At 70.2% G+C, this 26,888-nt stretch carries 28 protein-coding genes, 1 tRNA gene and 3 pseudogenes; 18 read left to right on the top strand and 14 right to left on the bottom strand.

Annotation, left to right across the window (positions count from 1 at the left end; all coding sequences use genetic code 11):
• Window positions 1-78: 78 nt before the first annotated feature.
• From ABZU99_RS15630 to ABZU99_RS15615, 4 genes and pseudogenes are all read left to right on the top strand, one after another.
• Window positions 79-330, top strand: a pseudogene (locus tag ABZU99_RS15630) (ISAzo13 family transposase); the annotation flags it as partial.
• A 913-nt stretch (window positions 331-1,243) separates the two neighbouring features.
• Window positions 1,244-1,702 (top strand): annotated as a pseudogene (locus ABZU99_RS15625) (transposase); the annotation flags it as partial.
• 68 nt (window positions 1,703-1,770) lie between these two features.
• The gene (locus ABZU99_RS15620; protein WP_355944855.1) at window positions 1,771-2,226 is read left to right on the top strand and encodes a hypothetical protein; all 456 of its coding nucleotides are present in this window, start codon (window positions 1,771-1,773) and stop codon (window positions 2,224-2,226) included.
• 72 nt (window positions 2,227-2,298) lie between these two features.
• Window positions 2,299-2,448 (top strand): hypothetical protein, encoded by a 150-nt coding sequence (locus ABZU99_RS15615; protein WP_355944857.1) that lies wholly within the window; start codon window positions 2,299-2,301, stop codon window positions 2,446-2,448.
• 365 nt (window positions 2,449-2,813) lie between these two features.
• On the opposite strand, the gene ABZU99_RS15610 is transcribed toward ABZU99_RS15615, so the two are convergent.
• Genes ABZU99_RS15610 through ABZU99_RS15590 form a run of 5 tightly spaced genes read right to left on the bottom strand, consistent with a single transcriptional unit; the run spans window position 2,814 to window position 8,359 of the window.
• Window positions 2,814-3,578 carry a response regulator transcription factor gene (locus ABZU99_RS15610; protein ID WP_355944859.1) on the bottom strand — a complete coding sequence of 255 codons (765 nt, stop codon included), beginning with the start codon at window positions 3,576-3,578 and terminating at the stop codon, window positions 2,814-2,816.
• Window positions 3,579-3,628: 50 nt separating this feature from the next.
• Complete coding sequence (locus ABZU99_RS15605) at window positions 3,629-6,289, bottom strand: FtsX-like permease family protein (protein ID WP_356043351.1); 2,661 nt, start codon at window positions 6,287-6,289, stop codon at window positions 3,629-3,631.
• On the bottom strand, window positions 6,286-7,038 hold the full coding sequence (locus ABZU99_RS15600; protein ID WP_355944863.1) for an ABC transporter ATP-binding protein: 753 nt from the start codon (window positions 7,036-7,038) through the stop codon (window positions 6,286-6,288). The genes ABZU99_RS15605 and ABZU99_RS15600 overlap by 4 nt, the downstream gene beginning before the upstream one ends.
• Window positions 7,035-7,733: an ATP-binding cassette domain-containing protein gene (locus tag ABZU99_RS15595; RefSeq protein ID WP_355944865.1), complete on the bottom strand. Its 699-nt coding sequence runs from the start codon at window positions 7,731-7,733 to the stop codon at window positions 7,035-7,037. The genes ABZU99_RS15600 and ABZU99_RS15595 overlap by 4 nt, the downstream gene beginning before the upstream one ends.
• Window positions 7,733-8,359: a hypothetical protein gene (locus ABZU99_RS15590; protein ID WP_355944867.1), complete on the bottom strand. Its 627-nt coding sequence runs from the start codon at window positions 8,357-8,359 to the stop codon at window positions 7,733-7,735. The genes ABZU99_RS15595 and ABZU99_RS15590 overlap by 1 nt, the downstream gene beginning before the upstream one ends.
• 151 nt (window positions 8,360-8,510) lie before the next feature.
• Here ABZU99_RS15590 and ABZU99_RS15585 point away from each other — a divergent pair, with 151 nt between their 5' ends.
• The gene (locus tag ABZU99_RS15585; RefSeq protein WP_355944869.1) at window positions 8,511-9,818 is read left to right on the top strand and encodes a HAMP domain-containing sensor histidine kinase; all 1,308 of its coding nucleotides are present in this window, start codon (window positions 8,511-8,513) and stop codon (window positions 9,816-9,818) included.
• A 43-nt stretch (window positions 9,819-9,861) separates the two neighbouring features.
• Here the strand turns inward: ABZU99_RS15585 and ABZU99_RS15580 are convergent, their stop codons facing one another.
• Complete coding sequence (locus ABZU99_RS15580) at window positions 9,862-10,164, bottom strand: hypothetical protein (RefSeq protein WP_355944871.1); 303 nt, start codon at window positions 10,162-10,164, stop codon at window positions 9,862-9,864.
• Between the two features lie 208 nt (window positions 10,165-10,372).
• Between ABZU99_RS15580 and ABZU99_RS15575 the strand changes: the two genes are divergently transcribed.
• The gene (locus ABZU99_RS15575) at window positions 10,373-11,050 is read left to right on the top strand and encodes a response regulator transcription factor (protein WP_355944873.1); all 678 of its coding nucleotides are present in this window, start codon (window positions 10,373-10,375) and stop codon (window positions 11,048-11,050) included.
• Complete coding sequence (locus tag ABZU99_RS15570) at window positions 11,037-12,479, top strand: ATP-binding protein (RefSeq protein WP_355944875.1); 1,443 nt, start codon at window positions 11,037-11,039, stop codon at window positions 12,477-12,479. The genes ABZU99_RS15575 and ABZU99_RS15570 overlap by 14 nt, the downstream gene beginning before the upstream one ends.
• Before the next feature lie 152 nt (window positions 12,480-12,631).
• Here the strand turns inward: ABZU99_RS15570 and ABZU99_RS15565 are convergent, their stop codons facing one another.
• Window positions 12,632-14,128 (bottom strand): ATP-binding protein, encoded by a 1,497-nt coding sequence (locus tag ABZU99_RS15565; RefSeq protein ID WP_355944877.1) that lies wholly within the window; start codon window positions 14,126-14,128, stop codon window positions 12,632-12,634.
• On the bottom strand, window positions 14,129-14,806 hold the full coding sequence (locus ABZU99_RS15560) for a response regulator transcription factor (protein WP_355944879.1): 678 nt from the start codon (window positions 14,804-14,806) through the stop codon (window positions 14,129-14,131).
• A 237-nt stretch (window positions 14,807-15,043) separates the two neighbouring features.
• Between ABZU99_RS15560 and ABZU99_RS15555 the strand changes: the two genes are divergently transcribed.
• Together ABZU99_RS15555 and ABZU99_RS15550 are read left to right on the top strand one after the other, a co-directional pair.
• Entirely contained in the window at window positions 15,044-16,261 is a 1,218-nt protein-coding gene (locus tag ABZU99_RS15555) for an AbrB family transcriptional regulator (protein ID WP_355944881.1), read from the top strand.
• A 144-nt stretch (window positions 16,262-16,405) separates the two neighbouring features.
• The gene (locus tag ABZU99_RS15550; RefSeq protein WP_355944883.1) at window positions 16,406-16,771 is read left to right on the top strand and encodes a hypothetical protein; all 366 of its coding nucleotides are present in this window, start codon (window positions 16,406-16,408) and stop codon (window positions 16,769-16,771) included.
• Between the two features lie 153 nt (window positions 16,772-16,924).
• Here the strand turns inward: ABZU99_RS15550 and ABZU99_RS15545 are convergent, their stop codons facing one another.
• Together ABZU99_RS15545 and ABZU99_RS15540 are read right to left on the bottom strand one after the other, a co-directional pair.
• Entirely contained in the window at window positions 16,925-17,857 is a 933-nt protein-coding gene (locus ABZU99_RS15545) for a M48 family metalloprotease (protein ID WP_355944885.1), read from the bottom strand.
• Window positions 17,854-18,222 carry a BlaI/MecI/CopY family transcriptional regulator gene (locus ABZU99_RS15540; protein WP_355944887.1) on the bottom strand — a complete coding sequence of 123 codons (369 nt, stop codon included), beginning with the start codon at window positions 18,220-18,222 and terminating at the stop codon, window positions 17,854-17,856. The genes ABZU99_RS15545 and ABZU99_RS15540 overlap by 4 nt, the downstream gene beginning before the upstream one ends.
• 107 nt (window positions 18,223-18,329) lie before the next feature.
• On the opposite strand from ABZU99_RS15540, the gene ABZU99_RS15535 reads away from it, so the two are divergent.
• The 5 genes from ABZU99_RS15535 to ABZU99_RS15515 are packed head-to-tail and all read left to right on the top strand — an operon-like array spanning window position 18,330 to window position 22,317.
• Entirely contained in the window at window positions 18,330-18,998 is a 669-nt protein-coding gene (locus tag ABZU99_RS15535; protein WP_355944889.1) for a DedA family protein, read from the top strand.
• Complete coding sequence (locus ABZU99_RS15530; protein WP_355944891.1) at window positions 18,995-19,600, top strand: phosphatase PAP2 family protein; 606 nt, start codon at window positions 18,995-18,997, stop codon at window positions 19,598-19,600. The genes ABZU99_RS15535 and ABZU99_RS15530 overlap by 4 nt, the downstream gene beginning before the upstream one ends.
• Window positions 19,597-20,331 carry a phosphatase PAP2 family protein gene (locus tag ABZU99_RS15525; protein WP_355944893.1) on the top strand — a complete coding sequence of 245 codons (735 nt, stop codon included), beginning with the start codon at window positions 19,597-19,599 and terminating at the stop codon, window positions 20,329-20,331. Before ABZU99_RS15530 ends, ABZU99_RS15525 begins: the two co-directional genes overlap by 4 nt.
• Complete coding sequence (locus ABZU99_RS15520; protein WP_355944895.1) at window positions 20,285-20,947, top strand: response regulator transcription factor; 663 nt, start codon at window positions 20,285-20,287, stop codon at window positions 20,945-20,947. Before ABZU99_RS15525 ends, ABZU99_RS15520 begins: the two co-directional genes overlap by 47 nt.
• Window positions 20,944-22,317 carry a HAMP domain-containing sensor histidine kinase gene (locus ABZU99_RS15515; protein WP_355944897.1) on the top strand — a complete coding sequence of 458 codons (1,374 nt, stop codon included), beginning with the start codon at window positions 20,944-20,946 and terminating at the stop codon, window positions 22,315-22,317. Before ABZU99_RS15520 ends, ABZU99_RS15515 begins: the two co-directional genes overlap by 4 nt.
• Here ABZU99_RS15515 and ABZU99_RS15510 read toward each other — a convergent pair.
• Window positions 22,298-23,209: a hypothetical protein gene (locus tag ABZU99_RS15510; protein ID WP_355944899.1), complete on the bottom strand. Its 912-nt coding sequence runs from the start codon at window positions 23,207-23,209 to the stop codon at window positions 22,298-22,300. The genes ABZU99_RS15515 and ABZU99_RS15510 overlap by 20 nt on opposite strands.
• 156 nt (window positions 23,210-23,365) lie before the next feature.
• Window positions 23,366-24,205 (bottom strand): hypothetical protein, encoded by an 840-nt coding sequence (locus ABZU99_RS15505; RefSeq protein WP_355944901.1) that lies wholly within the window; start codon window positions 24,203-24,205, stop codon window positions 23,366-23,368.
• A 715-nt stretch (window positions 24,206-24,920) separates the two neighbouring features.
• Here ABZU99_RS15505 and ABZU99_RS15500 point away from each other — a divergent pair.
• Window positions 24,921-24,996: transfer RNA gene (locus ABZU99_RS15500), tRNA-Arg, on the top strand.
• Window positions 24,997-25,148: 152 nt separating this feature from the next.
• On the opposite strand, the gene ABZU99_RS15495 is transcribed toward ABZU99_RS15500, so the two are convergent.
• Window positions 25,149-25,421 carry a tyrosine-type recombinase/integrase gene (locus tag ABZU99_RS15495; RefSeq protein ID WP_356043384.1) on the bottom strand — a complete coding sequence of 91 codons (273 nt, stop codon included), beginning with the start codon at window positions 25,419-25,421 and terminating at the stop codon, window positions 25,149-25,151.
• On the opposite strand from ABZU99_RS15495, the gene ABZU99_RS15490 reads away from it, so the two are divergent.
• A complete protein-coding gene (locus ABZU99_RS15490; RefSeq protein WP_356043337.1) occupies window positions 25,332-25,820 on the top strand; it encodes a hypothetical protein in 489 nt (162 codons plus the stop codon). The two genes, ABZU99_RS15495 and ABZU99_RS15490, sit on opposite strands and share 90 nt — an antisense overlap.
• A 48-nt stretch (window positions 25,821-25,868) precedes the next feature.
• On the opposite strand, the pseudogene ABZU99_RS15485 reads toward ABZU99_RS15490, so the two are convergent.
• Window positions 25,869-25,967 (bottom strand): annotated as a pseudogene (locus ABZU99_RS15485) (SUMF1/EgtB/PvdO family nonheme iron enzyme); the annotation flags it as partial.
• Window positions 25,968-26,162: 195 nt separating this feature from the next.
• Here ABZU99_RS15485 and ABZU99_RS15480 point away from each other — a divergent pair.
• Together ABZU99_RS15480 and ABZU99_RS15475 are read left to right on the top strand one after the other, a co-directional pair.
• Entirely contained in the window at window positions 26,163-26,393 is a 231-nt protein-coding gene (locus ABZU99_RS15480; protein ID WP_355944909.1) for a hypothetical protein, read from the top strand.
• A complete protein-coding gene (locus ABZU99_RS15475) occupies window positions 26,371-26,883 on the top strand; it encodes a DUF6879 family protein (protein ID WP_356043334.1) in 513 nt (170 codons plus the stop codon). Before ABZU99_RS15480 ends, ABZU99_RS15475 begins: the two co-directional genes overlap by 23 nt.
• Window positions 26,884-26,888 lie beyond the last annotated feature (5 nt).

The raw sequence follows: 26,888 nt of genomic DNA, 5'->3' as shown, positions 1-26,888 counted from the left end.
GAAGGGCCAATCCTTCATCGGTCACGCAGCACTACTTCAAGAAACTCGTCCTACATCGAGTTCCCCTCTGCATTCAGGACACACTGGAACAAGATTGAGCACCGGCTGTTCTCGCACATCACCATGAACTGGCGTGGCAGGCCACTGACCAGCCACGAGGTCGTCCTCAACACGATCGCCGCGACCACCACTCGGACCGGGCTGCGGGTCGAAGCCGCCCTGGACCAGGACTCCTACCCGACCGGCATCGCGGTCAGCCGCGACCAGGTGCAGGCCCTGCCGATCACCGCACACGCCGACCACGGCCAGTGGAACTACAGCATCGCCCCGACCGGCGACGCCGCCCCCGCACCGCGCTCCGACGAACGGGCCGCAGCGCGCACACAAACCCTGCACATGCTCGCCGACCCCCGCCTGACCGGCATGACCGCCAACGAACTCGGCGCACTGGGAGCCCGGTTGGCCCCGGACCAGCAAGCACGGGCTGAACAGCACCGCTACGTACTGCGCGGCGGGCGGCGCGTCGCGACCACCGGCCGCAGCCGATCGCTGCTGTCGGACGCGGACGAGGTCCTGATCACCGTCATCTACCTCCGGCAGGTCTGCCCGCAGAAGGTGCTGTGCGACCTGCTCGGGATCAACCCGGTCACCATCGGCCAGGCCATCAAGGCAACCCGGCAGCTACTGGACGAACACAAGATCAGCATCACGCCGACCGTCGTGCGCTACTTCACCCGCGCCGACGACCTCCGCACCTGGGCCACCGGCGCCGACCCGGCCGAGCACGCCCCAAAGACCCAGACCCGCCAGGCGATGACGGACCCGACATTGACCGGCATGAGCCGCGAAGCACTGAACGCCCTGCTCGAAGAGCTGATCGTGCCCTACGCCGCCGCGATCGAACAGCGCCGTCACCGCCAGCGCGGCGGCGACCGGCGCCTGGGCACCCGCGCAGGCGTCTTCCGCCAGAAGCTCACCGACGGTGACCGGATTCTCGCCACGATCCTCTACCGGCGCCGCATCTGCGGCCTCAACTCCCTCGCCGAGCTCTTCGGCGTCTGCCGCAGCACTCTGTGGAACGCGATCAACGACGTCCTGCCGATCCTCGACGCCTACTGCCTCACCATCACCCCCTCCGAACACCGGCACACCACAGCAGCCGACCTCCTCAACTCGGTCCACGAGCCGCATACGGAAGATCACAGAGACAAGCGCGGATAACCACCATGTTGATTTTTGACGGCTTCACCTGCTGCGGAACTCCTTCCGCTATGCCGCCCGGCAGGACTGGGACAAGATCACCCGCCTCCTCAAGCCCGTCTACACCGCCCCCACCGAGGAGGCCGCCCTGGACCGGTTCGCCGAGTTCGCCGACGCCTGGGGCCGGAAGTATCCGGCGATCGTGAAACTGTGGGAGAACGCCTGGGAGGAGTTCCCCCCCTTCCTGCGGTTCGACACCGAGATCCGCCGCATCGTCTGCACCACCAACGCGATCGAGTCCGTCAACGCGCGCATTCGCCGGGCGGTCAAGGCCCGCGGCCACTTCCCCAACGAGCAAGCCGCCCTGAAGTGTATCTACATGGCGATCCTGTCCCTCGACCCCACCGGCAAGGGCCAAGCCCGCTGGACCATGCGCTGGAAGACCGCACTCAACGCCTTCGACATCATCTTCGACGGACGCCTCTCCGCAGCCCGTCAATAGCCCCAACTACCCCAGTTACACCGCTCGTTTGACAGACCCCCGCACTCCGACCACAGTTGCCCGGCTGCATGGGCACCGTCTACGACGGCGCCTTTCGGGGAGTCCACCGCGGCAGCTTCGCCCGCCTCGGCCTTCTCGTGATCAACAAGCAGCACGGGTCGGTCAAGCCTCGCGCCTACGAACTCCTACGCTACGGACGCTGCCGCCACGATCTGTGGTGTGACCAAGGCCGCATCGCTGAGCGCATCCTGCTGGACGACGGAACGAGTGCCCTTGTCCCGGCTCCCGTTTCGCGTATCGAACACCGCAAAGGCCAGGCCAAGAGCCGCTGGTATCACCTGCTACGTATCCCTTGCCGCCACGGTGAGCACACTCACCGAGTCCAAGTCGGCATCACCACCACACCCGACGACCGATCAGCCTGGGATCGCTCGACCGGCAAACGGCGGCTCAGCGATGTCGAGCGTGACTTCCATCGTGCCGAATACCTTCAGCAGATCCCTGAACAGACGCTCGCCCACTAGCTGGTCTACCCCTACCGAAGCGACTCTGAATCCGTCCACAGCCAATTCGACCGAAGCTTGTGGAACCAGCGCATGATCTCCTACGGCCTCGAACGCCAAAGAGTCTTCGTCCTCGGCTTCGCGCTCGCTCAGAACGCCACAAGCCGACGCGTCCACAGCGAACGGCACACCACCGCGCAGGACGATCGGGCCGGAATCGCCATGTCCGGTAAGGCGACATGATCAGCCATGCAGGAACGTCTGGCTTCGACATCGTTGCCTGGTCACACCCGCCAAGTGAGTCCGGCCCCAGCTCCGGCAGGCCGGTCGGCGTGCCGAGCGGGGCCGCGACCCCCGTCGAGCAGGGCCGGGACGAGCAGCAAAGCGCCGGACCGTTTCCTGTCCTGGGGTGCAGCAGGCGCATCCCGGTCGGCATCCGCAGGCGTCCCCGCCCTGAGGCGGGAGATTGCCTGCGGTGGCAGGCGGGACGGCGCAACAGCCTTCCCGGCGCCCTGTACCCGGGAGACGCCGGCGGAACGCGTGCACGCATCGTGGGCCAACACGCCGCAGGACCTTGGGCTCACAGTCTGGAAGAAGAGTGTCCAGGATCACCGGGATATGTCACCAGTCTCCTCTCCCTGAGTCGCCGGCGGTTCGAGTCGGTACCCGTGTCCGCGCAGTGTCGTGAACTCGGGCAGTGCGAGAGGGGCGGCCGAGGAGGCCGCGGCCGCGTGCAGTCGGCGACGCAGGGAGGACATGGTGACGTCCAGGGTTTTCGTTGGGCCGAACCAGTTTTCGTCCCACACCCGCGCCATGAGCGTCTCCCGGGAAACCGCCTGCCCCGGGTGTTTGACGAGGACGGCCAGGAGTTCGAACTCTTTCGGGCGCAGTTCGACCTCGCGGTCACCGAGCCGGCAGCGGCGTGCTGTGATGTCCACGGTCAGGTCGCCGATGCGGACCGGTTCACTCGGTCCGGGCGGGCCGGCCGGGCGGCGGCGCAGGTGGGCCCGGAGCCGGGCGAGCAGCACGGTCAGGGAGAAGGGTTTGACCAGGTAGTCGTCCGCGCCCGCGTCCAGGCCCACGATCACGTCGATCTCCTCGCTCCGCGCGGTCAGGATGAGGATGAGGACGTCGGGGAGCGCCTCGCGCAGTTGCCGGGCGACGTCGATGCCGTCCATGTCGGGGAGGCCGAGGTCGAGGAGGACGACGTCTGTGGGGAGCCGACGAGCCTCGACCAGTCCGGAGCCGCCCGTGCGGGTCCGGGTCACGGCGTAGCCGTTGGACCGCAGCCCTGCCTCCACGTGCCGTCCGATGACGTCGTCGTCCTCGATGACCAGTACGGATACCGCGTTCTTGGCATCTGTCGTCCGCATGCTCCGCATCGTAGGTCCGTTCGCCGCCCGGGACGCGCGGACGGGCCGTCTCAGAGTTCACGCAGCTCTTCCACGGCCGGCCGGGCGGATCTGCGGACTCCGCTCAGCGCCGCGCCGACGATGGCCGCGAGGGCCGCCGCCAGAGTCAGGGCCAGATACGACCAGGGCACGGCCACGGCTTCCGGTGGCGGATCGAAGACGCCGGTGAGCACCTTGACGAGCATCTGTGTCAGGGCCCAGCCGATGAGCGCGCCTCCGGCCAGGCCCGCAGCGGTGAGCGTGGCGGCCTCGCTGAGGACCAGTCCCCTGAGCTGCCGCCGCGTGGCGCCGAGGACGGTGGCGATGGCGAAGGTGCGGCGCCGTTCGGCGAGGCCGAGGGCCAGGACGATGCCACCCGCGCCGGCTGCCAGCAGGACCGCGAAGGCGAGTTCGATCCGGGTGAGCCCGGACAGGTCCACGGAGGTGAGGCTGGACCCGACCTGGGACCGGGTCTGGGTGATGTCGGTGACCTTCGCGGAGGTGCCGAGCTGGTGGCGCAGCCGCGCGGCGACGGCCTTCTGGTTGCCGCCTCCGGTGTCGACCAGGAAGGTGCCGACCGCGTCGCTGCCGGTGGTCTTGGCGATGTAGCCGGCGTTGGCGACGAAGAAGCTGTCGCGCGGTGCGGTGGGGAATTCCTTGACGACGCCGGCGTAGTGGAACGGCACAGTGCGGAACGTCTTGGTGTGGGCGTCTTGCAGCCGCAGCTTGAGTGTGTCGCCGGGGGCCAGTTGGAAGTCCTTGACGGTCTCTTCGCTGACCAGGAGGGAGTCCGGCCGGGCGGCCAGTTTGGACATCAGGCTCTTGGCGGTGCCGCCGGCGAAGTAGGCGTTTTGCAGGGAGGTGGCGGAGGTGACGGTGGAGGGCCGGACCCCGTACAAGTCCTGCAGATCAGCTCCGACGTAGGCGAACCGGTGCTGAAGCGGTTCCACGTGGCGCACCCCGGGGATCGCCGCCAGAGGGTTGGCCGCGCTGGGTCCGGTGCGGGAGCCCGGTGACTGGGTCACCGTCACATCGGCGCCGTTGGTGAGCCGGGCGTCGACCTCGGCCTGCTGCCGGTAGGTGGAGTTGAACGCCGCGGTGGACACGGCGAAGGACAGGGCCAGCGCGAGCAGCACAATGGCCCGGGCCAGTGGGCGACGCTGCCGGGACAGACTCGCCGCGGTGGTTCCGGCCATGGCACCGGTCAGTGGCCGGACCAGCCGGGCGAGCGGACGCCGCCCGTGGGCCAGGGCGAGCGTCACCAGCCGCCACAGCAGAAGGGCGGAGCCGAGCCAGAGCAGGGCCGGCCCCAGGAAGGCCCAGTACGACACGGAGATGGTGGGGACGCCTTCCGGCGCCAGGACCAGGGAGTAGTTGTTGGAGCTGGATGCGCGGAAGACGAAGTAGGACACGGCCAGCAGGATGAGGTCCGGGTAGAACTTCATCCAGCGCGGTGTGCCCGCCCGGCCCACCACCCGGCGGGCCTCGGTGACGGTGCCCTGCCGCAGATCGCGCACCGCGGGCACCAGGACGGCCGCCGCGGCGATGACCAGCCCCAGCAGCAGGGCGAGCGCGAACCAGCCGGCCGCCGATGCCGCGGTGGAGCCGAAGGACGCCGTACCGAAAGCGGCTCGGCCCACGCCCGCGGCGATACCGATGCCCAGTAGGCCCCCGACCACGCCGACGGCGGCCGCCTCGGTCACCGCGAGACCGACGACCTTGCGGGAGCCGAGCCCCCGGGTGCGCAGCAGGGCCTGCTCGCGCCGTCGCCGGTCGGCTCCGGCTCCGGCCACCGTCGCGGTCAGCAGGGCGGCCAGCACCGCACCGGGCACGCCGAGGAAGAGGAAGAGGATCTGGGCGTAGAGGGCGTCCTGGCGTGCGCTGTCGAGCGCGGCGCCGAGGTTGTCGCCGACCAGCCCGCCACCGGCGGTGCGCGCCTCGGTGTTGTGCGCGGCACCGGTCACCGCGGTGTACGCGGCGGCGGGGTCGGCGGGCAGCCGGGCGTCCCGGGCGACATGGATCTGTGTGGTGACCGCCGCTGGATCGGCGGCCTTGATGGGCGCCGTGGTCCTGGTGAACTGTGCGGCGGGCAGCAGGATGACATTGTCGGGTGGCGCGGTGGGCTGGGTCTGGGGTGGGGCGCCGACCTTCTGGAAGAGGGAATCGGCCTGGGGCAGGTCGACCACCCCGCCCACCTTCACATGTGCCGGACCGCCTCCCGGGCGGCCGATGGTGATGGTGTCCCCGGGGGCGACATGCAGATTGGCCGCGGTCTGCTGGGCGATGAGCACCCCGGAGGCGCTGCCCGTGAGCTGCCGTATCTCGCCGGGGAAGGCGGAGCGGTAGCCGGGTGGCAGGCCGAGCACGACCCCCGGGCCGGTGCTCTGAGTGGATCCGCCGGTCCTGGCGTGGAAGCCGGTGCTGTGCGCGAATCCGACGGGGAGCGCGGTGCGCGTCCCGGGCGCGGACCGTACGGTGTGCAGCACCGTGGCGGGCTTGGCGCCGGGCTGGACTTCGACCTGCCAGCCCACCGCGACCGAGCGCACGGCACGGTCGGTCATGGTCGACTTGGAGGCCGTCAGAAAGGAGCCGAGTGCGGCGACCAGCGCGACGGCCAGCGAGATACCGAGTGCGGCGGCGAGGAGCCGACCACTGCGGTGCCGGATGAGCCCGGACAGCCAGGTAATGATCACGACGTCTCTCCTTGTGCCGCGTTCGGCCGCGCCCGCGGCGCGGCCCGCGGTGCGGACACGGCCGGGGCGGGGACCGTGGTGGCCAGCCGCCCCTCATGCATGGGCCAGCGCTCGGTGAGGCGTTCGCCGACGGTGGGATCGTGAGTGGTCACCACGAGCGCGGCGCCCAGTTCGGCCGCGGTGTCCAGCAGGACGTCCATCACATGGCGGCCGGTCGCGCGGTCGAGCTGTCCGGTGGGTTCGTCGGCGAGGACCACCCTCGGGCGCAGCGCGAGCACCCTGGCCACCGCCACCCGCTGCGCCTGGCCGCCCGAGAGTTCCTCGGGCAGCTTGTCCGCAAGGTCTGCGACACCCACCGCATCGAGGGCGGAAAGCGCCTGCCGGCGGGCCTCGGGCTCCGCCGTGCCCGACAGGACCAGCGGCAGTGTCGCGTTCTCCACCACGTCGAGGGCCGGGATCAGGCTCGGGGACTGGAAGACGACGCCGATGTCCTGAGCCGTGGCAGGGCGGCCGAGGGCGGGCCAGCCGATCTTCCCGCTGGTGGGCCGCTCCAGTCCGGCCATCAGGTGCAGCAGCGTGGACTTGCCGGATCCGGAGGGGCCCATGATGGCGATGCGGTCGCCGGTCCGTACCTGGCAGGTCGCGCCGTGCACCGCCACGACGGCGTTCTCGCCCTGGCCGTAGGTGCGGGCGGCGTCGCGGCAGTCGACGAGGGTGTCGACGAGGGGGCCGGTGCCGGGGGCCTTCACGGCTGGATCCTTCCGTCGCGTAGGACGAGCACCCGGTCGGCGAAGCCGACGACCTGGGTGTTGTGGGTGACGACCAGCACTCCGCGGCCGGCGTCGGACCGGCTCCTGAGCAGGTCGAGCACGCGCTGCTCGGTCCGTCCGTCCAGCTCGCCGGTGGGTTCGTCGGCGAGAAGCACATCGGGGTCGTTGGCCAGGGCGACGGCCAGCCCTGCGCGGGCCAGTTCACCGCCGGCCAGTTCATGCGGCAGGGCGTGTGCCCGGCCGCTCAGGCCCACCCCGTCGAGCAGGGCGGCGATGTCGGACACGTCGCGGCGGCCGGCGGCGGCCTGGGCGATCCGGATGTTCTCGCGTACGTCCAGATGGGCGATGAGGTTGCCGGACTGCAGCAGGACACCGATGCGGCGGGCGCGCAGCCGGGCCCGCTGGGCCTCGGGGCGATGGCTGATCCGCTCCCCGCCGACGTGGACGTAGCCTCCGGCCGGTTCGTCCAGCCCGGCCAGGCATGCCAGCAGGGTGGACTTGCCCGAACCGGAGGGGCCGACGACGGCGACGGTCTCGCCGCGCTGGACGTGGAGGGACACCCCGCGCAGCGCGAGGGTCTCCTCCTCTCCGGTGCGGAAGAACCGATAGAGCTCCCTGGCGTCGAGGGCGGTCGCCCTGTCGGCCCGTGCGGCTGCCGTGGAGGCGGTGGTCATCACTGCCACCGGAGCGAATCGCTGACGATGCGCCAGGGGTCGACGTTGTCGGCGCCTACCGGGCCGGTCAGGGTCAGGACGAGCTGTCGGCCGTTGTGGAAGAACACGTACCGCTCCACCGAGTCCCGCACGCGCTTGCCCGTCACCTGGTTGGGGGGCGAGTCCGTCCGGTAGGTGATCCGGACGGCCGGCCCGGCCTTCCGGTGGACGGTGGTGACACCGCCGAGTGCGAAGTGCGGCGCCTGCTTGCGGAGGGCCGGAACCATGTGTGCCCTCACCGACTGGACGGTGGGCGCGGTCCCGGCGGAAGTCTGGGCGATCTCGACCTTGTTGAGCTTGTCGCTGAACGTGGTGGTCGCGTGGGTGGAGGAGCGGGCCCAGCCCTCGGGCACCTTGACCGTGAGCCCGCCGGCGGGCGGCCGGTAGGCGACGTACACCTGGTTGTCGGGAATATCGCCGGGCGGGTTGGACTCGGTGGGAGCCGGGCCGGTCCGCTGGGTGGACGACGACCCCGAAGAGGCCTTGGAACCGCTGTGAGAGCCCCCGCCGGAACCGGCGCAGCCCGCGACCACCGCGGTGGTCAGGGCGACGGCGGCGGGAACGGCGAGGATGGCTCGCTTGCTCATGTTGTCCTCCACATAGGCGAACCGTTGGTGTCTCCGACGCTAGGGAGGAGGCGGTAAACGCTCGCCACGACGAGGGTTAGACGACGGCAAAACCGGCCGGTGGCGTCCCTGTCTCGGCCTCACCGAGGGCGCCCACGCTCATGATGGGCGTATGAGACAGCGCGTGATGCGAGTGGCCGTGATGGCGGTGCTGGTGGCGCTCGTCCTCCTCGCCGCGCCGCTGGCGTTCGGGATCCAGACGTCCTTCTTCGCGGACGAGCGCGATGAGCTGGAGCGCGTGGCCCTGGCGGCCGCGGTCCATGTGCCCCCGCAGTTCGTGGCGGGCGACCATGTGGAACTGCCCGCCCATGAGCGGGGAACCGACGTCGGGGTGTACGACCTCTCCGGGCGGCTGCGCGACGGCAGCGGTCCCAGGAAGGCGGACGCGATCACCCGCCTGGCCCGGGGCGGGGCGGTGACGCGGGGGCGCGGCGATCACCAGATCGTGGTGGCCGTGCCCATCCCCTCCGGGGAGCAGGTGATCGGCGTGGTCCGCGCCTCGTCCGGGACACCGCAGATCTGGCATCGCGTCGCCCTGGCCTGGCTCGGCCTGGCCGGTGTCGCCCTGGTGGCGCTCATCACGGCCGTCGTGGTGGCACGTCGGCAGGCGCGCAGGCTCACCGCGCCGTTGGAGGCGCTCTCGGCGAAGGCCGGAGCGGTGGCGGAAGGGGACCTGACCGCGCGCGCCGAAAGCAGCGCGATCGCCGAGATCGACCAGGTGGCGCGTACCCAGAACACCATGGTCGAGCAACTGGCCCGATGGCTTGAGCACGAGCGCCACTTCACCTCCAACGCCTCCCATCAGCTCCGCACCCCGCTCGCCGGCCTGCAACTTGGTCTGGAGGCGGCCGCCGCCGGCCCCGGCACGGATCTGCGAGCGGCCGTGACGGAGGCCCTGGAGCAGGTCCGGCATCTTCAGCGGACTGTGGACGAGGTGCTCCGGCTGGCCAGGGCGACGCCACGCCCCGGCGTTCCCCCGACCGCCCGGCCCGCCGCCGAGGTGGTCGAGGGGGTGGAGCGCCGCTGGTACGGCACGTTCGCCGCTGAGGGCCGCCGTCTGGACTTCGGTGTCGAGCCCGGCGGGGAGGGTCTGCGGATCCCCGACCGCACCGCAGAGCAGATTCTGGACGTCCTGCTGGACAACGCCCTGCGCCATGGCCGCGGCACGGTCGAGGTCACGGTACGCGAGATGGGCGGCGCGGCCGCCGTGGATGTGTCCGATGAGGGCTCGCTGACGCTCGACCGGCGGGCCGTCTTCGAGCGGGGCACGACGACTTCCCGGTCCGGCAGCGGTATCGGCCTGACGCTGGCACGGGAGATGGCCGAGGCGGCGGGGGGCCGCCTCACGCTCGCCCGGGCGGCACCCACCACCTTCACCCTGTTGCTGCCGGCCATGGAGCCACCGCCGTCACCCGCCTGAGGCGGGCGGTGGCGTGACCGCCCGCCTCAGGCGACGCCCCTTTCTACTCCTTGCCCTGGAACTCGTGGTTCGTCTTGGCGGAGGGGTCGGCGTGGCCTCCGGGGCCGTCCGACTGGTTCTCGTGCTCTCCGTTCTCCTCGTGCTCCCCGTGTTCGTCGTCGCTCTTCGACGCACCGGACTGGTGCGCACCGGGGCCCGGCGGAGTGGGCTTCTGCACCGTGGTGGACACCGAGGACGCGGCATGAGCCGGCTCCGAGGACGCCATGGCGGCGCCCCCTCCGAGAACGGTCGCGACGACGGCGGCCGTGGACGCGGCGAGAAGTGCCGCCTTCCTGCGCGTATTCATGATCACCTTCACTTCCGGTTCCGCATGGACCGTCCATCCGGAACATGTGCATCCTGCGCCGCCGCGGCTGAGATGAAGCTGAGGGGAGGTGACGGGGGCCACGGAACCCCTCCCGGGATTCTCAGCAGCCTCTCAGCTTCCTTTCAGCCACGGCCACCTACTCTGAATATGGACATTCATGAACAAAGGGGAGGAAGGAGCGGGCGGCATGCGTGTCCTCGTCATCGAAGACCACCCCACCCTCGGGCGCGCCCTGACCCACGGGCTCTCGGCCGAGGGGTTCGCCGTGGACCTCGCCGCCGACGGAGAAGAAGGACTCTTCATGGCCGGCGACACCGGCTACGACGCCATCGTGCTGGACATCATGCTGCCCCGGGTCAACGGCTACGACGTATGCCGACGACTCCGGGCCGCGAAGAACTGGACCCCCATCCTGATGCTCACTGCCAAGGACGGTGAGTACGACGAGGCGGACGCCCTGGACATCGGAGCGGACGACTACCTCACCAAGCCGTTCTCCTACATCGTGCTGACCGCCCACCTCCACGCTCTGATGCGGCGAGGGCGGCGCCCCCGCCCCGCCGTACTGCGGGCCGGCGATCTCCTCCTGGACCCCGGGGCCCGCACATGCCGGCGCGACGGGGTCTCCATCGACCTGACCACGCGGGAGTTCTCGCTACTCGAATACCTGGTCCGCCATCAAGGACAGGTAGTGAGCAAGCAGGACCTCCTGGCCCACGTGTGGGCGGAGCCCTACGATCTGGACCCCAACGTCGTCGAGGTCTACATCGGCTATCTGCGCCGCAAGATCGACCAGCCCTTCGGGGCGCGATCCATCGAGACGGTCCGCGGGGCGGGATACCGCCTCGCCGGTGACGGCGGGTGAAACCGTGCGGGACCCCGCCGCGTCCGCGGCATCCCGCAAAGCCGAGGCGGCACCAGTCCCGCGATACCGGCTCTTCCGCGGGCACGGGTTCAGCCTGCGGATACGGCTGACGATCGCCGCCACCGTCGTCGCCGCGCTCGGCCTGTCCCTGGCGGCTGTCCTGCTCGTGGTCAGCCAACGCGCCTCGCTCACCCACAGCCTGGATGACAACGCCCGCCAGCGCGCGCTGATCATCGCCGCCGCTCTGGACAAAGGCCGGGCCGTCCAACCGCTCCCCGCCTCCGGCGCGGGCGACGACGCGGCCCAAGTGATCGACAGCCGTGGCCGTGTGATCGCGGCGTCGGCCAACGTAGCCGGAGAACCGGCGCTGTTCCACGCGAGCGCGGCCGCCCCGGGAAGCGAGCCATCGGTCCACACCGTTCGTGGCATTCCCCTGGGCAGCCAGGGAACGTACCGCGTCGCCGCCGTGTCGGCGGGGCCGGCGCATGCCCCTGAAACCGTGTACGTCGGCCTTGCCACGGCCCCGGTCGAACACAACGTCGCCCGGCTCACCGTCGAACTGGCCTTCGGCCTCCCGGTCCTTACGGCCCTGATCGCCGCCGCCGGATGGCACATCACCGGTCGTGCCCTGGGGCCGGTGGAGCGGCTGCGCGGCCAAGCAGCCGAGATCACCGCCACCGACCTGCACCGGCGACTCGACCTGCCGCCGCGTACGGATGAGATACAGCGCCTCGGCGCCACCCTCAACGATCTGCTCGCCAGGCTCGACGAAGCGACCACTCGGCAGCGGCAGTTCGTGGCGGACGCCGCGCATGAACTGCGCAGCCCGGTGGCTGCCGTGCGGGCGGAAATCGAGACCGCCACCCGGCACCCCCGCGCCGGCTTCTCGGCCCGGCTGCCCGAGTTGCTCGAGGAGACGGTACGGCTCGGCCGGCTCGTCGACGACCTCGTGCGGCTGGCCCGTCTGGACGCCGCCGCAGGCGTGCCGCGCGAGACGGAGATCGACTTGGACGACCTGGTACGGACAGAGGTCCGGCGGCTCCATTCCCGCCCCGGTGTGGCCGTCGCCTGCGCCCGCGTTCGCCCCGCACGCGTGCGCGGGGACCCGGACGCGCTGTCCCGAGCCATACGCAACCTGCTCGACAACGCCGTCCGGTACGCCCGCCACCACGTGGAGGTCAGCCTCGACGTCACGGAAAACGAGGCGGTCCTGTGCGTCCGCGATGACGGCGCCGGCATCCCGCCCGCCGACCGTGACCGGGTCTTCGACCGGTTCACCCGGCTGGATGACGCCCGCAGCCGGGACGCCGGCGGCTCCGGACTGGGACTGGCGATCGTGCGGGAGGTGGCCACTCATCACGGCGGCCGGGCATGTGTGGAGGACGGCGGTCCGGGAGCCTGGCTGACACTGCACCTGCCCCTTTCGTAAGGTTGGGGTGGTTTGCGTCATGTTCTGCCGTGGCCTGACTTCGCCGCAGCGAGCGTTGACGGCCCCCCTCTCCAGCGTGGAGAACATCAGCGGTTCGCCCATGCGGAAGGAACACGACCGCCGCCGCCGGACACTGTCGGAGGCGTATGTGGTCAGACCGGTTTGGGGCCGTCCGGGGCGGGCGGCGGATCGACGGACAAATCCGGCGAAGGCGCGGCGGGCAGGTGAACCACCAGGCGGGCTCCGCCGAGGCCGCCGTCGTCCGGGGCGGGGTCCTGGTCGGCGTAGGCGACGCCGCCATGGGCGGTGACGACCTTGCCGACGATGGCGAGGCCGAGGCCCGAGCCGCCGGCCTCCCGGGAGCGCGCCTCATCGAGACGGGTGAAACGCTGGAAGACCCGGGTCCGGTCCGCGGCCGGGATACCCGATCCGTCATCGCTGACGGTGAGTTCCACGGTGCTGCCGTTCTCGCCCAGGGTCACGCGGACGTGCCGTTCGGCATGGCGGCGGGCGTTGTCCAGGAGATTGCGCACGACACAGCGCAGCGCCTCGGCGTCGCCCCGTACGCGGCCGCCCGAGACCCGCCGGGCGTCGATCTCCGCCCGGGCCAGGGAGCGCTGCCGACGGATCTCGGCCAGCACCACCTCATCCAGGTCGATGACACGCGCGGCCTGTGATCGCGGCCGGGTGGGATCCTCGCTGCGGGCCAGCGCGAGGAGGCCCTCGACGAGGTCGTGCAGCCGCTCCATGTCTTCCAGCAGGGCGGCGGCCACCTGTGGGTCACGGTCCGGGTCGGGGTAACTGGACATGACCTCCAGCTGGGCGCGCAGCGCGGTCAGCGGGCTCCGCAGTTCATGCGCGGCGTCGGCGATGAAGCGGCGTTGCGCGACGGAGGCTTCGTCGAGGCGGGCGAGCATGTCGTTGAGGGTGACGCCCAATGCCTGGACCTCGTCCTGACAATCAGGCAGGTCCAGGCGGCGGTGCAGATCGGTCGCGGTGATGTCCGCGGCCTGGCCGCGCAGTGTTTCCACCGGGCGCAGAGTGCGGCCGGCCGTGAGCGAGATCGTCCACGCCACCAGCGCCGTCAGCGCGGGGACACCGATCACGAGGCCGGTGGTCAGGCTGGACAGTGTGTGCTCGGCCTGGGCCAGGGACACCGCCACGACGATGGTGGCGGGCCGGTCCCCGATACGGGTTGGCCGGGCCAGTACGCGGAAGTCCCCTCCGTCGCCGATCTTGAGGTCGTGGAGGGTCGTGGCATGGCCCGCGACGACCTGCGGGGGAAGGGGGTTCGGGAACCCGCTGGGGCTGCCCGGGCCCGTGTCGTAATCGGAACTGGCCCGTACCTTCCCCGAGGCGTCGAGCACCTCGACCACGTCGGCGTCCCCTCCGTTGGACGGGATGAGGGAACGCAACTGGTCGTGCCTGATGAGAGCCGAGACGTCGGACAGCCGCTGGCGCCCTGTGGTGTCCAGATCGCGCCACATCGAATACTTGAGGCCGAGCAGCAGCCCGAGACCGGCCGCGACCATCGCGATGGCGACGACCGTCGTGGCCCACATGGTCACCCGCGTACGCAGGCTCAGCTTTCTCGTCAGCCGTCGCACCCGGGCGAAGGCCAGGCGGTCGGCGAGAAGGCGCCGGGACACTCAGCCGCCCTTCCCGTCCAGCCGGTAGCCGACGCCCCGCACGGTCTCGATGGCGGACCGGCCGTACGGGGCGTCGATCTTGCGCCGGAGGTAGCCGACGTAGACCTCGACGATGTTCGGGTCGCCTTCGAACCACGCGTCCCAGACCTGAGCGAGCAGGTCGGTCTTGCTCACCACCGTGTCGGGGTGGCGCAACAGGAACTCCAGCAGTCCGAACTCGCGCGGCGTCAGGTCGAGGGTCTCCTCACCACGACCGCACCGGTGGGCGGCCGGATCCAGCCAGAGATCACCCGCACGGAGAATCGGCGGCCGCTGCGGGGCGCTGCGGCGCAGCAGCGCGCGGATCCGGGCCAGCAGCACCACGAAGGAGAAGGGCTTGGTCAGATAGTCGTCGGCACCCAGATCGAGCGCGTCCGCCTCGTCGTACTCCCCGTCCTTGGCCGTCAGGATCAGAACCGGAGTAGCGATCTCCGCGGCGCGCAGCGTGCGGCAGACGTCGTAGCCGTTACGACCCGGAAGCATCAGGTCGAGCACGATCACGGCGTAGTCGTGGTGCCTGACCAGACGGAGGGCCTTCTCACCGTCCTCGGCGATGTCGACGCCGAACCCCTCGGCGCGCAGCCCTCGATCCACCGCGGCGGCGATGTTCTGCTCGTCCTCGACCACCAGCACCCGCACGCGCATCACCTCGTGGCCGATCGGTCGGATCCGCCGGAAGGCTGATCCTCGCTTGCGAGTCTAGGGGCCGACGCGCTGGTCGGCCGCGCGCTCTCAGCGGGCTCTCAGGGTCTCCTCAGCGCTCACTCAGCGTTCTCAGTGTTCGCACAGTCCGTACGCGGCACAGTGGGAAGTGCCTGCTTACACCGCAGGCGTCGAGTTCAACGGACATGCCGTCAACCGACGAAAGGCGTCAACGTGGCTCCGACTTCCGCGCCGCAGCGAACGCATGAGCGCTCGCCCAGCACCGCGCCGAAGCCCGCCCCGCAAGTCTCCGAGCTCCGCGTCTCCCGCCCGGCTCCCGTCGGACGCTGGGCCCTGATCATCGCCGGGGGTTACGCGGCGGGTCTCACGGCCTCCGCCTTCGGCGTTCCCGCCCCCTACCTCCTGGCCTCGCTGCTGGCCGGCGCCGCCCTGGCGCTGTGCGGGGTGGTCCGCAACCGGCTGCCGGCGCCGGCGGGCCGCGCCTCACAGGCGCTGGTCGGCGCTCTCATGGGCAGCTACCTCACCCCGGCCGCCCTCGTCTCCGCCGCCCCCGTCGCCCTGCCTATGACCGTGGTCACCGCGGCCACCATCGCGCTGAGCATCGGGATCGCCTGGCTTCTGGCCCGCCGTGGCCGCATCAGTCGGCCCAGCGCCGTCCTCGGTATGGTGCCCGGCGGTTCCGCCGCGATCGTCACCTGTGCCGACGAGCTCAACGCCGACGTACGGCTCGTCGCGTTCACCCAGTACCTGCGCGTCGGCCTCGTCGCCATCACCGCCCCGCTGGCCGCCCACTGGATGACCTCCGGCCGGCCATCGGCCGCATCGGGCCACCCAGGCGGGGGCGGGATCACCGGAACCGGCCTCACGCACCTCGTGGCGGGGGCGGACCAGCTCAGCGGCCTGCTCGCCCTCGCGGCCGTCTGCGTCGCCGGCTCCTGGGCCGGCCGACGGCTGCGACTGCCCACACCCATGCTGATCGGCCCCATGCTGGTCGCCCTCGTCGCCACTCTCAGCGGCGCCGTGCCCGGCTTCGCGCCCGTGGGCGTGCTGCAGAACTTCGTCTTCGTCCTCGTCGGCCTGGACGTCGGCGTACGTTTCACCCGCCAGACGCTCCGCAGCATGCGGCGCCTGCTGCCGCCGATCCTGATCTGCATGACGGTCGTCTGCCTCGGCTGCGCCGGACTGGCGTGGGTCTTCGCCGGCCTGACCGGCACACCGTTCACCGACGCCTATCTCGCCACGACACCCGGAGGGATCAACGCGGTCCTCGCGACAGCCGTCTCCTCCCATGCGGACGTGGCCCTGGTCTCCACCGTCCAGAGTCTGCGCTTGCTGGTGGTCGTCCTGGTGACCCCGCTGATCATCCGCCGGTTGGCCGCGAGCCGACCGCAACCGCCGTCCCGCGTGGGTGGGGACATGGCGCGGACCTGACCGGCTGACGGACTGACCACCACCGACTGACCGACCGCCCAGCCGTCGAAAGGGGTTCCCGTGGAAGCCTCGTGTCCCCCCTCAGGCCAGCGATGGGTCGCACTCGTCGATCGCGGAAACGGATGCGTCGAGACATGCGACATCGTGGAGTGGCGACGCGAGGACGAGGAACTCGTCGGCTACATATGCGGCACGGGCGGCGCGGCCCAAGGGGACAAGGGCCGCGTCGTCCGTGCTGACCGCCACCCGGGTTTCCTGACGTACGAACGACGGCCGCAGGTGGTCGGCGCCCTACCCGGGATGGGGTGGACGGTCTGCTACCGCATCGACGCACCGCCCGATGGCGCCCCTGGCGCCGATGGCATCGAACGCCGTCCGGTGCTCGCCTGGCTCGTGTACGACGACGGAACGGTCACGCCATGCGACGTGGACCACGACGGCCTCGTCTACTGCAGCACCGACACCCCGGAACTGGCACATGTCGAACCCCCGGGCCCGGCGATCGGCTGACCGCCAGCCGGCACTTCGTCATCTACCGCGTCGCCATCGGCCTGCTGCTGTTCGGCCTGCTCGGCACCGGGGTGCTCACCGCCTGACGTGGTGAGCGGTGGTGACACCGATTCCGGCATCCCTGCCGCGACCGCCCGGCGGACGACCCCCGTTTCAGCGGCTTGCCTCGCCCTGGGCGACTTCGATGTCCTGGTGGACGCTGAGTGCGCCGGTCGCCGCAGTGGCGCAGGAGATCACCGCGCAGGCGGCCAGGAGAACGGCGATCCACGGCACGATGCGCGGTGTTCGTCCGGCCGGGGACAGGAGGGCGGCTACACGCCGCGGCACAGGGCCTGTGGTCGCCGCCGGTGTGAACGCCGGGCGATCCGAGTCCGCCGCGTGCGCGGCCAGGGCGGCTCGGGCGATGGCGCGGGCGGTCAGGCGCCGGTCGCCGACAGCGGTGGCGGCCGCCTCGTCGGCGGCGCGTTCCGCGACCAGCCGGACCGCTTCACGGACCGGTCGCAAGGCGGGGTGGCAGTGGGCGGCGAGTTCCGCCGCAGCCAGGAAGTAGCGGTGGCCGCCGGTGTTGTGGGCGCGCTCGTGCGCGAAAAGGGCCTCCCGCTCGTCCGGCCGCAGGGCACGCAGCATGCCGGTGGTGACGACGATGCGGTGCGGGCGGCCGGGCAGAGCGTAGGCATCCGGGTGCGGGGAGTCGACGACGCACAGGTCACCCGCGACGGGCCGGCGTTCGGCCTGGGAACGGGCGGTGCGCAGACCCGCGGCCTGGCGCACGGCCGAGCGCCCGAGCGCAAAGGTGCCGAGCGTGAGGAGACCGGCGGCCAGGGCGGCCACGGGCAGGACCAGCCGTTCGGAGGGCGTCCGCAGAGGGTGGACCAGCTCGCCCAGCGCGGCAAAGGCCGGGATTTTGAGCAGGCCGGTCACCGCGAAGGTGCCGAGTGCCGCGACGGTACCGGCTGCGAGGAGGAGCGCGGAGACGGTGAGGGTCCACAGGGCGCCCACCGGCGAGCAGTGGTCGAGGATCCGGCGGGCCAGGAAAGGCGACGCACAGGGCAGAAGGAGCGGGATCAGCAGGAGCGTGGTCGTCATAGGCCCTCCTCCAGCAGCCGCCGCAGGACCTGTTCGTCGTCCGGGCCGAGCTGGGCGACGAAGCGGGCCAGAGCGCTCTCCCGGTCGCTGTCGCGGGCGAGTTCGCCGTGCATGCGCAGAGCGGTCAGGCCGTGCGGGTCCTGTATGGGGCGGTAGGCGTAGCCGCGGCCCTGCCGCTCCCGCTCCAGGGTCCTCTTCTCATACAGGCGGGAAAGGATCGTCGTCACGGTCGTCCGCGCCAGGCCGGAGGAGAGCTTGGCCTGGACCTGGGCCGGGGTGAGCGGCATGTCCGAAGCCCACAGGGCGGCCATCACGGCCGCCTCCAGCTCACCCGCGGGTCGGCGCTCGTCCTTCGCGTCGGTCATGGGAACGATTCTCACCCCACCATCGTCTACAGTGACGCAGACCGTCTACAGAATTGTAGTCGGTCAGGGTATGCATCCGGTTGTCCGCAGGGAAAGGACTCATGCCGATGACCACACCCGTGGTTCTATCGTCGCAGCTCGCCGTGAACCCGCTCGACGCGCACTCACTGCTGGCCACCTTCGGCGTACTGGGTGTCGGCGCGGTGATGTTCGCTGAGACGGGACTGCTGATCGGCTTCTTCCTGCCGGGCGACTCCCTGTTGTTCACGGCGGGCCTGCTGTGCACGGGCACGGGGGAGCACGGTGTACGGCTGTCCCTGGGCCCTCTGCTGGCCGCCGCGGCGTTCGGCGCGCTGGCCGGTGCGCAGTGCGGTTATCTGATCGGGCGCCGGGCGGGCGGTGCCCTGCTCGCGCGCAGCCGGTCCGCCCGGCTGCACGAGGGGGCGAAGCGGGCCGAGGAGCTGCTGGCGCGGTACGGGCATGCGAAGGCCATCGTCCTGGCGCGATTCGTGCCGGTGGTGCGGACCGTCCTCAACCCGCTGGCAGGGGCGCTGGACGTGCCCGTCCGGGTGTTCACCGTCTGGCAGGTCGTCGGTGGCCTGGTGTGGAGCGTCGGCCTGTCCCTGGCGGGATACGCGCTGGGCTCCTCGATCCCCGGCGTGGACCGCTATCTGCTGCCGCTGGTGGCGCTGATCGTGGTGGTTTCGCTGGTTCCGCTCGCCGCCGAGCTGTACCGCAACCGCAGGCAGGCCAGGGCGAAGGAGGCGCGCGGATGACCTCCGCGTTCGGCGGAGCCTCGATCGACGGCTCCGCGTACACGGATGTGGTGGACCTGGCGGGGCACTCGCCCGGCTGGCTGGACACCGCGGTGACGACGTGGTCGGCGTACGGGCTGGCGGTGTTCGCCCTGCTGATGGTCCTGGGCTGGTGGCAGGCCCGGCGGACAGGAGCAGTGACAGCGGTGACGGCGTTGGCCGCGCCGGTGGTCGTGGTCCTGGCGTACGGCGTGGATGCCGTCCTGAAGCTGGTGGTGCGTGAGGACAGGCCGTGCCGGAGCCTGCACATGAGGACGCTGGAGGCGTGTCCGGCGCCGGGTGACTGGTCCTTTCCCAGCAATCACTCGGCGATCGCGGCGGCGACCGCCGTGGCGTTGGTGTTCGTCTCACGTCGCCTGGGAGCGGTCGCGGCCGTGGCCGCGCTCGCCATGGCGGCCTCCCGGGCCTGGGTCGGCGTGCACTACCCGCACGACATCGCGGTCGGCGTGCTCGTGGGCGGGCTCGTGGCCTTCGCTGCGATGATCCTGTTGCGGCGGGGGGCGCAGACACTTGCCCGTCACCTGACCGCCACCGTGCTGCGTCCGCTCCTGGCTGCCCCGTGAACCGCAGGGACGCCGCAGGGCTGGCGTGCAGCGCGAGCCTCGGCGCCTGGACGGCGCTGGGAGTGCTGACCATGGTGGTCGTGGGCGGCGGTGGTGCTCCGCTGTGGCTGGACAACGGCCTTCTCTCGTGGTCCGTCGGCCACCGCCCCGATGCTGCGCTGGCCCTGGCACGCGGGCTGACGGCCACCGGAACCGGTGTCATCCCGTACGTCCTCGCCGTGCTGGCGGGCGTCGTGATGGTGCGGACGGTGCGGCGCAGGCTGCTCGCCTGCGCGCTCTGCACTGCCTGCCTCGGTGCGGGACAGGCGCTTCGGTACGGCGTGATGGAGCTCATCCACCGGGCCCGCCCGCCGCGGGATGACTGGGCCACGCACGCGAGCGGCTGGGCCTTCCCGTCGGGGCACACCACCACGGCCGCACTGACCGCCGGGCTGCTGATCGTGGCGCTGATCCTGCGGGCCCCGCGCGGCGGGACGGCGCTTGGCGCCGCCGTCGGCTGCTGGGGCCTGCTGGTCGGACTCACCCGCGTCTACCTCGGGGTGCACTGGTTCACCGATGTCGTCGGCGGCTGGCTGTTCGCCGTCGGCTGGCTCGGAGTGTGCCTGTGCGCCGCGGCCCACTGGCTGCCCGCATCCTTCCTCAGCGACACGACCCACCCGGCCGCACGGCCGGAGGAGGAGGACCATGCGCCCCAGCATCCTGGTCGTCGAGGACGATCACGCCCTGCGTGACGTCTTGCGCCGCGGCCTGTACGACGAGGACTTCGACCCCGTCCTCGCCGCCGACGGCGCCACCGCCCTGCGGCTGGCCACGGCGGACATCGCGGCAGCCGTCCTGGACATCGGTCTGCCCGACGCGGACGGACGGGATGTGTGCCAGGCCCTCCGCGCGAACGGGTTCCTCGCCCCAGTGATCTTCCTGACCGCGCGACACCACCTCACCGACCGGCTGTCCGGGTTCTCGGCGGGGGGCGACGACTACTTGCCGAAGCCGTTCCACCTCGCCGAACTCGCCGCCAGACTGCGAGCCGCACTCAAGCGGTCCTCTCCACGTTCCCCGGCCGCAGTCGGAGACCTGACGCTGGACGCGGTCCGGCACAGAGTGATCGTTCGTGACACCCCCGTCGCCCTGTCCCCGACAGAGTTCCGACTGCTGGCCGCGCTCGTCGCCGCAAGCGGAGACCTCGTGCGCCGCCGCGACCTGACCCGGGCCGGCTGGCCCGAGGGCGCGCAGGTCAGCGACAACACCCTCGACCAGTACCTGACCCGCCTGCGCCGCAAGCTGCGCGAAGTCGGCAGCACTCTGACCATCGGCACGGCACGCGGGATCGGCCACCGGCTGTCATGAGCTCTTTCCCGGGCCACCTGGCTCCACGCACGCTGCGGGGCCGGCTCTCGCTCATCGCACTGACCACCGCCGCACTGCTGATGACGGTCCTGACCGTGGTGTTCAACACCACGGTCGACCGAAACCTGCAGCACCAGGCGGACGACGAGCTGCGGACCCGTGCGGACGCCGTGGCCACGACCGTCGACACCAACGGTCCGCGGGTGCGCGTGCTGGAGACCGCCAACGACCAGCTCCTCGACACCAATGTCTGGATCTACGCCGGCACCCACCTGCTCGAACAGCCGACCCCCGCCGCGGCCGACAGCCCGCTGACCCGGGCCGCCGCCCGGCTCGCCGCACAGGGCAGCCGTGCCTGCGCGACCGTCCACGCGGACCGTCCCCGCTCCGTCCGCCTGTGCTCCCGGCCCGTATCCGGCCGTCACGCCGCCACGGTGGTCACGGCCTTGGACCTCGTTCCGTACCGGAACTCGGCCGACACCCTGCTGCTGGGATCGCTCGTCCTGGACGGCGTGATGCTGATCTGCACTTATACACTGACCCGCCTCTCGGTGGGCCGGGCGCTGCACCCCGTGCGGGCCATGACCGAGCAGGCCACCCAGCGGAGCGCGGTGGCCGCCGTGGACCGCTTCGGCGTCGAGAAGCGCCCGGCCGAACTCGCGGCCTTGGGCCGCTCCCTTGACGCACTGCTGGACCGCATACGCGCGGTGCTGCGTCACGAGCAGCAGCTGACCGGCGAGTTGTCCCACGAACTGCGCACCCCGCTCACCCGGATCATCATGGAACTCGACTGGTGGCAGGGACGCCCCCGCTCCGCCGAGGAGACCCGCGCCAGTCACCAGGTGATAGCCGAGGCCACCCAATCCATGCTCACGATCTGCGACACGTTGCTGAACGACGCCCGCGAAAATCCCCTGTCCCCTTCAACGGTCCCAGGTACGACCGGTGTCGTCCCCGTTCTGCGCCGTCTTGCCCAGCAGCTCGACGCACCGCATCCGGTGAAGGCCACGGTGGAGGCGGTCTGTCCACAGCTGGAGGCAGGCGTCACGCCGGCTCTGCTCGAACGCATCGTCAACCCGCTGCTCACCAACGCCGTCCGATACGCCCACTCGCGCGTGACCGTGTCCGCGCACCGCAGGCCCGGCTCTGTTCTGATCGACGTCGTCGACGACGGGCCCGGTGTACCGGAGGCGTTCGCCGGCGAGCTGTTCCAGCCAGGTCGACGCGCCGACGCCACGGACGGGCACGACGGCGCGGGACTGGGGCTGCCGCTCGCGCGGCGCCTGGCCCGCGCCGTCGGCGGCGAGGTGTCCTACGATCCTGGGCACACGCCAGGGGCCCGGTTCACGGTCACCCTGCCTGCCGGGTGAGGGGCTGCTCCTGCTCGGAGAGCGTCACCGCGTTCTTCTTCTCCTGCACGTGGGCGTAGGCCATCAGGCCCAACAGGACGGCCAGCAGGACGGCCGAGGAGCCGGCGGTGCCGAGGTTCAGGCCACCCTTGGCGACCGGCTTGGTGAGGAAGTCACCGGCGGTGGCGCCGAGCGGGCGGGTGAGGACGAAGGCGATCCAGAACAGCAGCACGTTCGGCACCATCGGCACCTTCATCAGCGCGAGGAGGACGGCGAGTGCCCCAGAGACGAGGAGAGCGCCGCCCAGGTAGCCGAGGCCGGAGCTGTCGGACAGGAAGTCGCCCATGGAGGTGCCGAGGGTGTTGGAGACCAGGATCGCCGACCAGAACAGGGCCTCGCCGCGGAACGTGACGATGTCGCGGATCTGGAAGGTCATTCCGGATACCTTCCAGACCGCGAAGATGACCAGCAGGATCGAGATCAGGATCGCCGCGCCGGTCGGGTAGCCCAGGCCCAGGCCCTGCGGGCCCCAGCCGAGCGAGGTGGCGCCGTTCGACAAGAACTTGGCGCTGGCGTCACGGTTCATGAAGTCGGACATCGTGGTGCCGGCCATGCTGGTCGACAAGATCACGGTCCAGTAGAAGAACGGGTTGTAGTGCCGCGATCGAAGCTGGACGACCAGAGTCACCACGAAGATCAAGAACAGGGCGATCGTGGTGAGGAAGTAACCCAGCTTCAGCGTCTGCGCGAAAAGGTCACCGGCCGTCTCACCCAGCGTTGTCGCGGCGATCTTCATGACCCAGAAGGCCAGGGTGACCTCCGGCAGCTTCTTCATCACCGTCTTGGTTCTGCTCGCCGCGGACTGGTGCGTGCTCGCGACCTCGAGGTCGGTGAGGAGTTCGGGGTTCTCCAACGTCGGACACTCCTTGTCGAGTGGGGGGTACGACGACAGGGCGCTCGCCCCCAGTGGGGTGGGCGCCCTGCTGCCTCTGCCGACCGCAGGCGGCGGGCGAGGCATGCGACTCTGCCAGATGCCGCCTGAACGCATCCTGAACGCCTTTTGCGCTGGTCAGGCCGCTTGACGTGCCGGGCTCTCCGGCTCGGCGACGTCCCTGCGGGTGACAATCAGGTACACCACCAGCCCGAGAATGACCGCCAGGAAGAGCGCGCTGGTGACGACGGTGCCGAGGCCAAGACCGCCACCTGCGTTCGGCTGGGAGAGGTAGTCGCCGATCGAGGCGCCGAGGGGGCGGGTGAGAATGTAGGCGATCCAGAAGCTCCATACCGCGTCCAGGCCCAGCGCGAAGTGCGCTACCGCCACCGCCGCGATGGCAAGGGCGAACAGGACCGCGGAGAGCCAGTAGCCGAGGTTCATGCGCTCGGAGACCAGGTCGCCGGCCGCCGTACCGAGGGCGAAGGTGAACAGCACCGCCAGCCAGTAGAACGACTCGCGGCTGGTGGTGTCGATGCAGTGGATGGACAGGGTGCGCTCGCGCCGGTACCAGACCACGAAGACCACCGCGAGGACGAGCGCGAACACCGTGGTGCTCGTCTCCAGCGGGACCCCCATGTTGTCGGTGAGGTTGTCGCTGATCAGGGTGCCGACCACGCTGATCAGGGCGACGGCCAGCCAGTACACGCCCGCGCGGTAGGAGGTCGTACGGAACTGGACGACCAGCACGGCCGCCAGCAGCACGCTCATCAGCACCGACACGCCGGTCAGGCCCAGCCCTGCCTTCTCGTTGAGCAGGTCGGCAGCGGTCTCGCCGACCGTGGTGCAGAGCACCTTGATGATCCAGAAGTAGGCGGTGACCTCGGGCACCTTGTTCCAGCGCAGACGATGTCCGTGCCGGGCGGGCGTGGTGCCGCCCGGTGCGGCTTGGGGAGTCTCAGACAGTTCATACGTCATGAGGCCCGACCGTGCCATCGGCTACCTGAAAACATCCTGACTGCGCGAGGCGGTCAACCCCTTCCGCGCCTGTCACTCGGCCACGATGCATCCCTGCGCCGGCTCCCTGCACATAGTGGCGTTCTGCCCCGCGCCCCGGCCTCGTGACGGAAAAGGACGCCGTGACCGATCCGGCCGCCTCCCGCCCACTGACCGACCCTGCTCTCGTATTGGGCGCATCTGGCGGGGTGAAGTTCTTGGTGCTCGGTTCGTGCGCGACTCACTGCCCGCCAGACGGACTCAGCCCAGCCCTGCCATGGCGTCACTCTCCCGTACTGCTTGCCGTCGGCTTGCGGGGGCTTGCCAAAAACACTGACGATGTCGAGCTCGCAGCGCGAGACTCCCGACCCAGGCAGCGAAACAAGCAAGTCCCCATCCCCGCAGAACGGACAAATCGCCGCCGCGCACAGCAGAACCCATCACCGTCGGCACCTCACCAACAATGCTCATCCCACGCGAAACTGCACATCAACCGGCTTCCCAAGGGAGTCACAACAGCGGGGGCGAATCGCAGCGAGCGCATCCGCTACCCTGTGAGGGGTCAGTCGGGATCTCCGCCGCGCCCTGTTGCCAGGACCCCTTGGTGATCAGCACGCGGACCGTCTGAACTGCGGGTTTGCCCAGCCAAGACGAAGATCAGTCACTGAATTTTCGACGAGGTTTCCCACAAGCCCCCGCCTCCGTAGCTCAGGGGATAGAGCACCGCTCTCCTAAAGCGGGTGTCGCAGGTTCGAATCCTGCCGGGGGCACCACGCGTTACCGCTCTGACCTGGGGTTTCTTCCCCAGGGAGGGCTCCTACTCGGCCTCGGACTCCTCGTCCGGGGCCGTTTGCGTGAGCGATGCGTGAGCGATGCGTGAGCGGACGGAGAGTTGATCTCCGGAATTTCTCCCAACGGATCAGCCTCATCCGGCACGGACTCCGGGCCGGGATGCTGCGCGTCGTCGGACTCGGGCTCCGCTCCGGGGCGGTGTTTTCGGAGGTGGCGCGGGCGCGCGGGACGGGCCGGGCTGCGGCCTCGGCGATCGCCAGGTCCGCTTCGGGGAGCAGGCTCGTGTATATGTGTCGGCCGTGATGGTGATCGAGGAGTGGCCGAGCATCTCCTGGATGTCCTTCGGGTCGGTTCCGGCCGCGTGGGCCAGCGTCGCGGCACCGTGACCGAGGTCGTGGAGCCGGATAGCCGGGAGGCCGATCTCCTCATACAGCTCGATGAACCGCCGCGTGACATTGGCGGGATGGATCTAGCGAAGCTGGCCGAGCTCCGACGGGTATGGGGTGTATCCATCCATTCGCTGGTCTACCGATGCCGTGAGCTAGGGCTGATCTCCGATGCCACCGCGAGCCGCACTTACCAGCGTCTCAGGGCCCTGGACGGCCAGCCCGGCTTCACCCCTGAGGCCGTGTCCAACTTCTCAGGCGAGCAGCCATCCCTGCTGAGGCAAGCCTTCGAACTGGCTTGCAAGGAAACGGACCTGTCAGCAGCCAAACTTGCACATGAGCTGGCCTGGACGACCAAACGCGTGCGCGACCTATTGGGCGTCCAAGAACAACGCCCTGTCCTACGCCTCGTACAGTAGGGGCGCGTTGGCAACGCCGAGGATCAAGCCCGCTTCATACCCCAGCAGGCCACGGGCGGCCTTCTCCCATCGCGCGCTGTTCGGTAGCAGCTTGCCGCACCAGACGGCGTACGTTGCGGCATCACGCCAGGTCACCCAAACATCCGGGGTGACCCAAGAGGCTGTCCGGGTACGGTCCGCCCGAGGTGGACCGCGTCCATGCGTCTGCGCGCCATCGACGAGGTTTCCGATCAGGTTCGCCGCCCGAAAATCCTGGCAAGTTCTGGCAAGTTCCTGGCTCAGCAGCCGAGTCATGGGCAAGCTCTGGCACAGAGATCGTTACCGGCACCCGAGGAGGTCATCATGGCCCTGATCAAGCTCGGTAAGGACCCGGAGAGCCCCAGCGGCAGCTCCCCCACCGTCTACCTCGACGACGAGAAGGACACCTACGTCGTGCAGGGGTGGAAGGTAGAGGACGACGAGCGGCTCGGGCAGATGGACGTCCCCGAACATGAGACGGTGGTAGAGATCCCCCGGCGCATGGTGCAGTTCTTCCAGGAGGTGAAGAAGGGTGACGAGGACGCCGACGTTTGAGGAGCTGTTCCGCGACTGCCAGAGGACTGCGGTCCACCTGGAGATGCGTGACGCCTACATGAAATCGGACCCGGCCTTCATCGACTGGAAAGCCGGCGTGGTCCTCGATCCGGCCGCGCGCTGGGCCGATTGGCACGCCATCGTCACGGAGGCGACCTCGCGAGGTGTCGAGGTTCGGCGCGCCCGCGTCGTGTCGATACCGGCCAGCGAGTACATCCGCTTCGAGTACGACGTGACTGACGGGCTGAACATCGCTGCCGGCGAAAGCGTGCGCTGGCTCTCGCGGCGCAACGCGACCGACATCGCACTTCCGGGCAACGACTTCTGGTTGTTCGACTCCAGCCTCCTACTCGTCAACCACTTCGACGGCGAGGGCGAGAACATGGAGGCCGAGCTCACGGAGGATCCGGGGGCGGCGAAGCTGTGTGAGTCGGCCTTCGAGGCTGTATGGAAGCGGGCAACGCCGCACGCAGCATTCGAGTTGGCCTGACAGTC

Source organism: Streptomyces sp. NPDC005266 (assembly GCF_040607655.1).
In the GTDB taxonomy this organism is placed as follows: Bacteria; Actinomycetota; Actinomycetes; order Streptomycetales; family Streptomycetaceae; genus Streptomyces.
Note: the sequence above shows the minus strand (reverse complement) of the source record. Positions and strands in the feature narration are given on the sequence as shown.

Bases quoted from the DNA above. Each gene is read 5' to 3' on its own strand.
- ABZU99_RS15620 (WP_355944855.1), top strand. From the start codon at position 1,771: ATGGGCACCGTCTACGACGGCGCCTTTCGGGGAGTCCACCGCGGCAGC.
- ABZU99_RS15615 (WP_355944857.1), top strand. From the start codon at position 2,299: ATGATCTCCTACGGCCTCGAACGCCAAAGAGTCTTCGTCCTCGGCTTC.
- ABZU99_RS15610 (WP_355944859.1), bottom strand. From the start codon at position 3,578: ATGCGGACGACAGATGCCAAGAACGCGGTATCCGTACTGGTCATCGAG.
- ABZU99_RS15595 (WP_355944865.1), bottom strand. From the start codon at position 7,733: ATGACCACCGCCTCCACGGCAGCCGCACGGGCCGACAGGGCGACCGCC.
- ABZU99_RS15590 (WP_355944867.1), bottom strand. From the start codon at position 8,359: ATGAGCAAGCGAGCCATCCTCGCCGTTCCCGCCGCCGTCGCCCTGACC.
- ABZU99_RS15585 (WP_355944869.1), top strand. From the start codon at position 8,511: ATGAGACAGCGCGTGATGCGAGTGGCCGTGATGGCGGTGCTGGTGGCG.
- ABZU99_RS15580 (WP_355944871.1), bottom strand. From the start codon at position 10,164: ATGAATACGCGCAGGAAGGCGGCACTTCTCGCCGCGTCCACGGCCGCC.
- ABZU99_RS15575 (WP_355944873.1), top strand. From the start codon at position 10,373: ATGCGTGTCCTCGTCATCGAAGACCACCCCACCCTCGGGCGCGCCCTG.
- ABZU99_RS15545 (WP_355944885.1), bottom strand. From the start codon at position 17,857: ATGACGACCACGCTCCTGCTGATCCCGCTCCTTCTGCCCTGTGCGTCG.
- ABZU99_RS15540 (WP_355944887.1), bottom strand. From the start codon at position 18,222: ATGACCGACGCGAAGGACGAGCGCCGACCCGCGGGTGAGCTGGAGGCG.
- ABZU99_RS15535 (WP_355944889.1), top strand. From the start codon at position 18,330: ATGACCACACCCGTGGTTCTATCGTCGCAGCTCGCCGTGAACCCGCTC.
- ABZU99_RS15530 (WP_355944891.1), top strand. From the start codon at position 18,995: ATGACCTCCGCGTTCGGCGGAGCCTCGATCGACGGCTCCGCGTACACG.
- ABZU99_RS15520 (WP_355944895.1), top strand. From the start codon at position 20,285: ATGCGCCCCAGCATCCTGGTCGTCGAGGACGATCACGCCCTGCGTGAC.
- ABZU99_RS15515 (WP_355944897.1), top strand. From the start codon at position 20,944: ATGAGCTCTTTCCCGGGCCACCTGGCTCCACGCACGCTGCGGGGCCGG.
- ABZU99_RS15505 (WP_355944901.1), bottom strand. From the start codon at position 24,205: ATGACGTATGAACTGTCTGAGACTCCCCAAGCCGCACCGGGCGGCACC.
- ABZU99_RS15480 (WP_355944909.1), top strand. From the start codon at position 26,163: ATGGCCCTGATCAAGCTCGGTAAGGACCCGGAGAGCCCCAGCGGCAGC.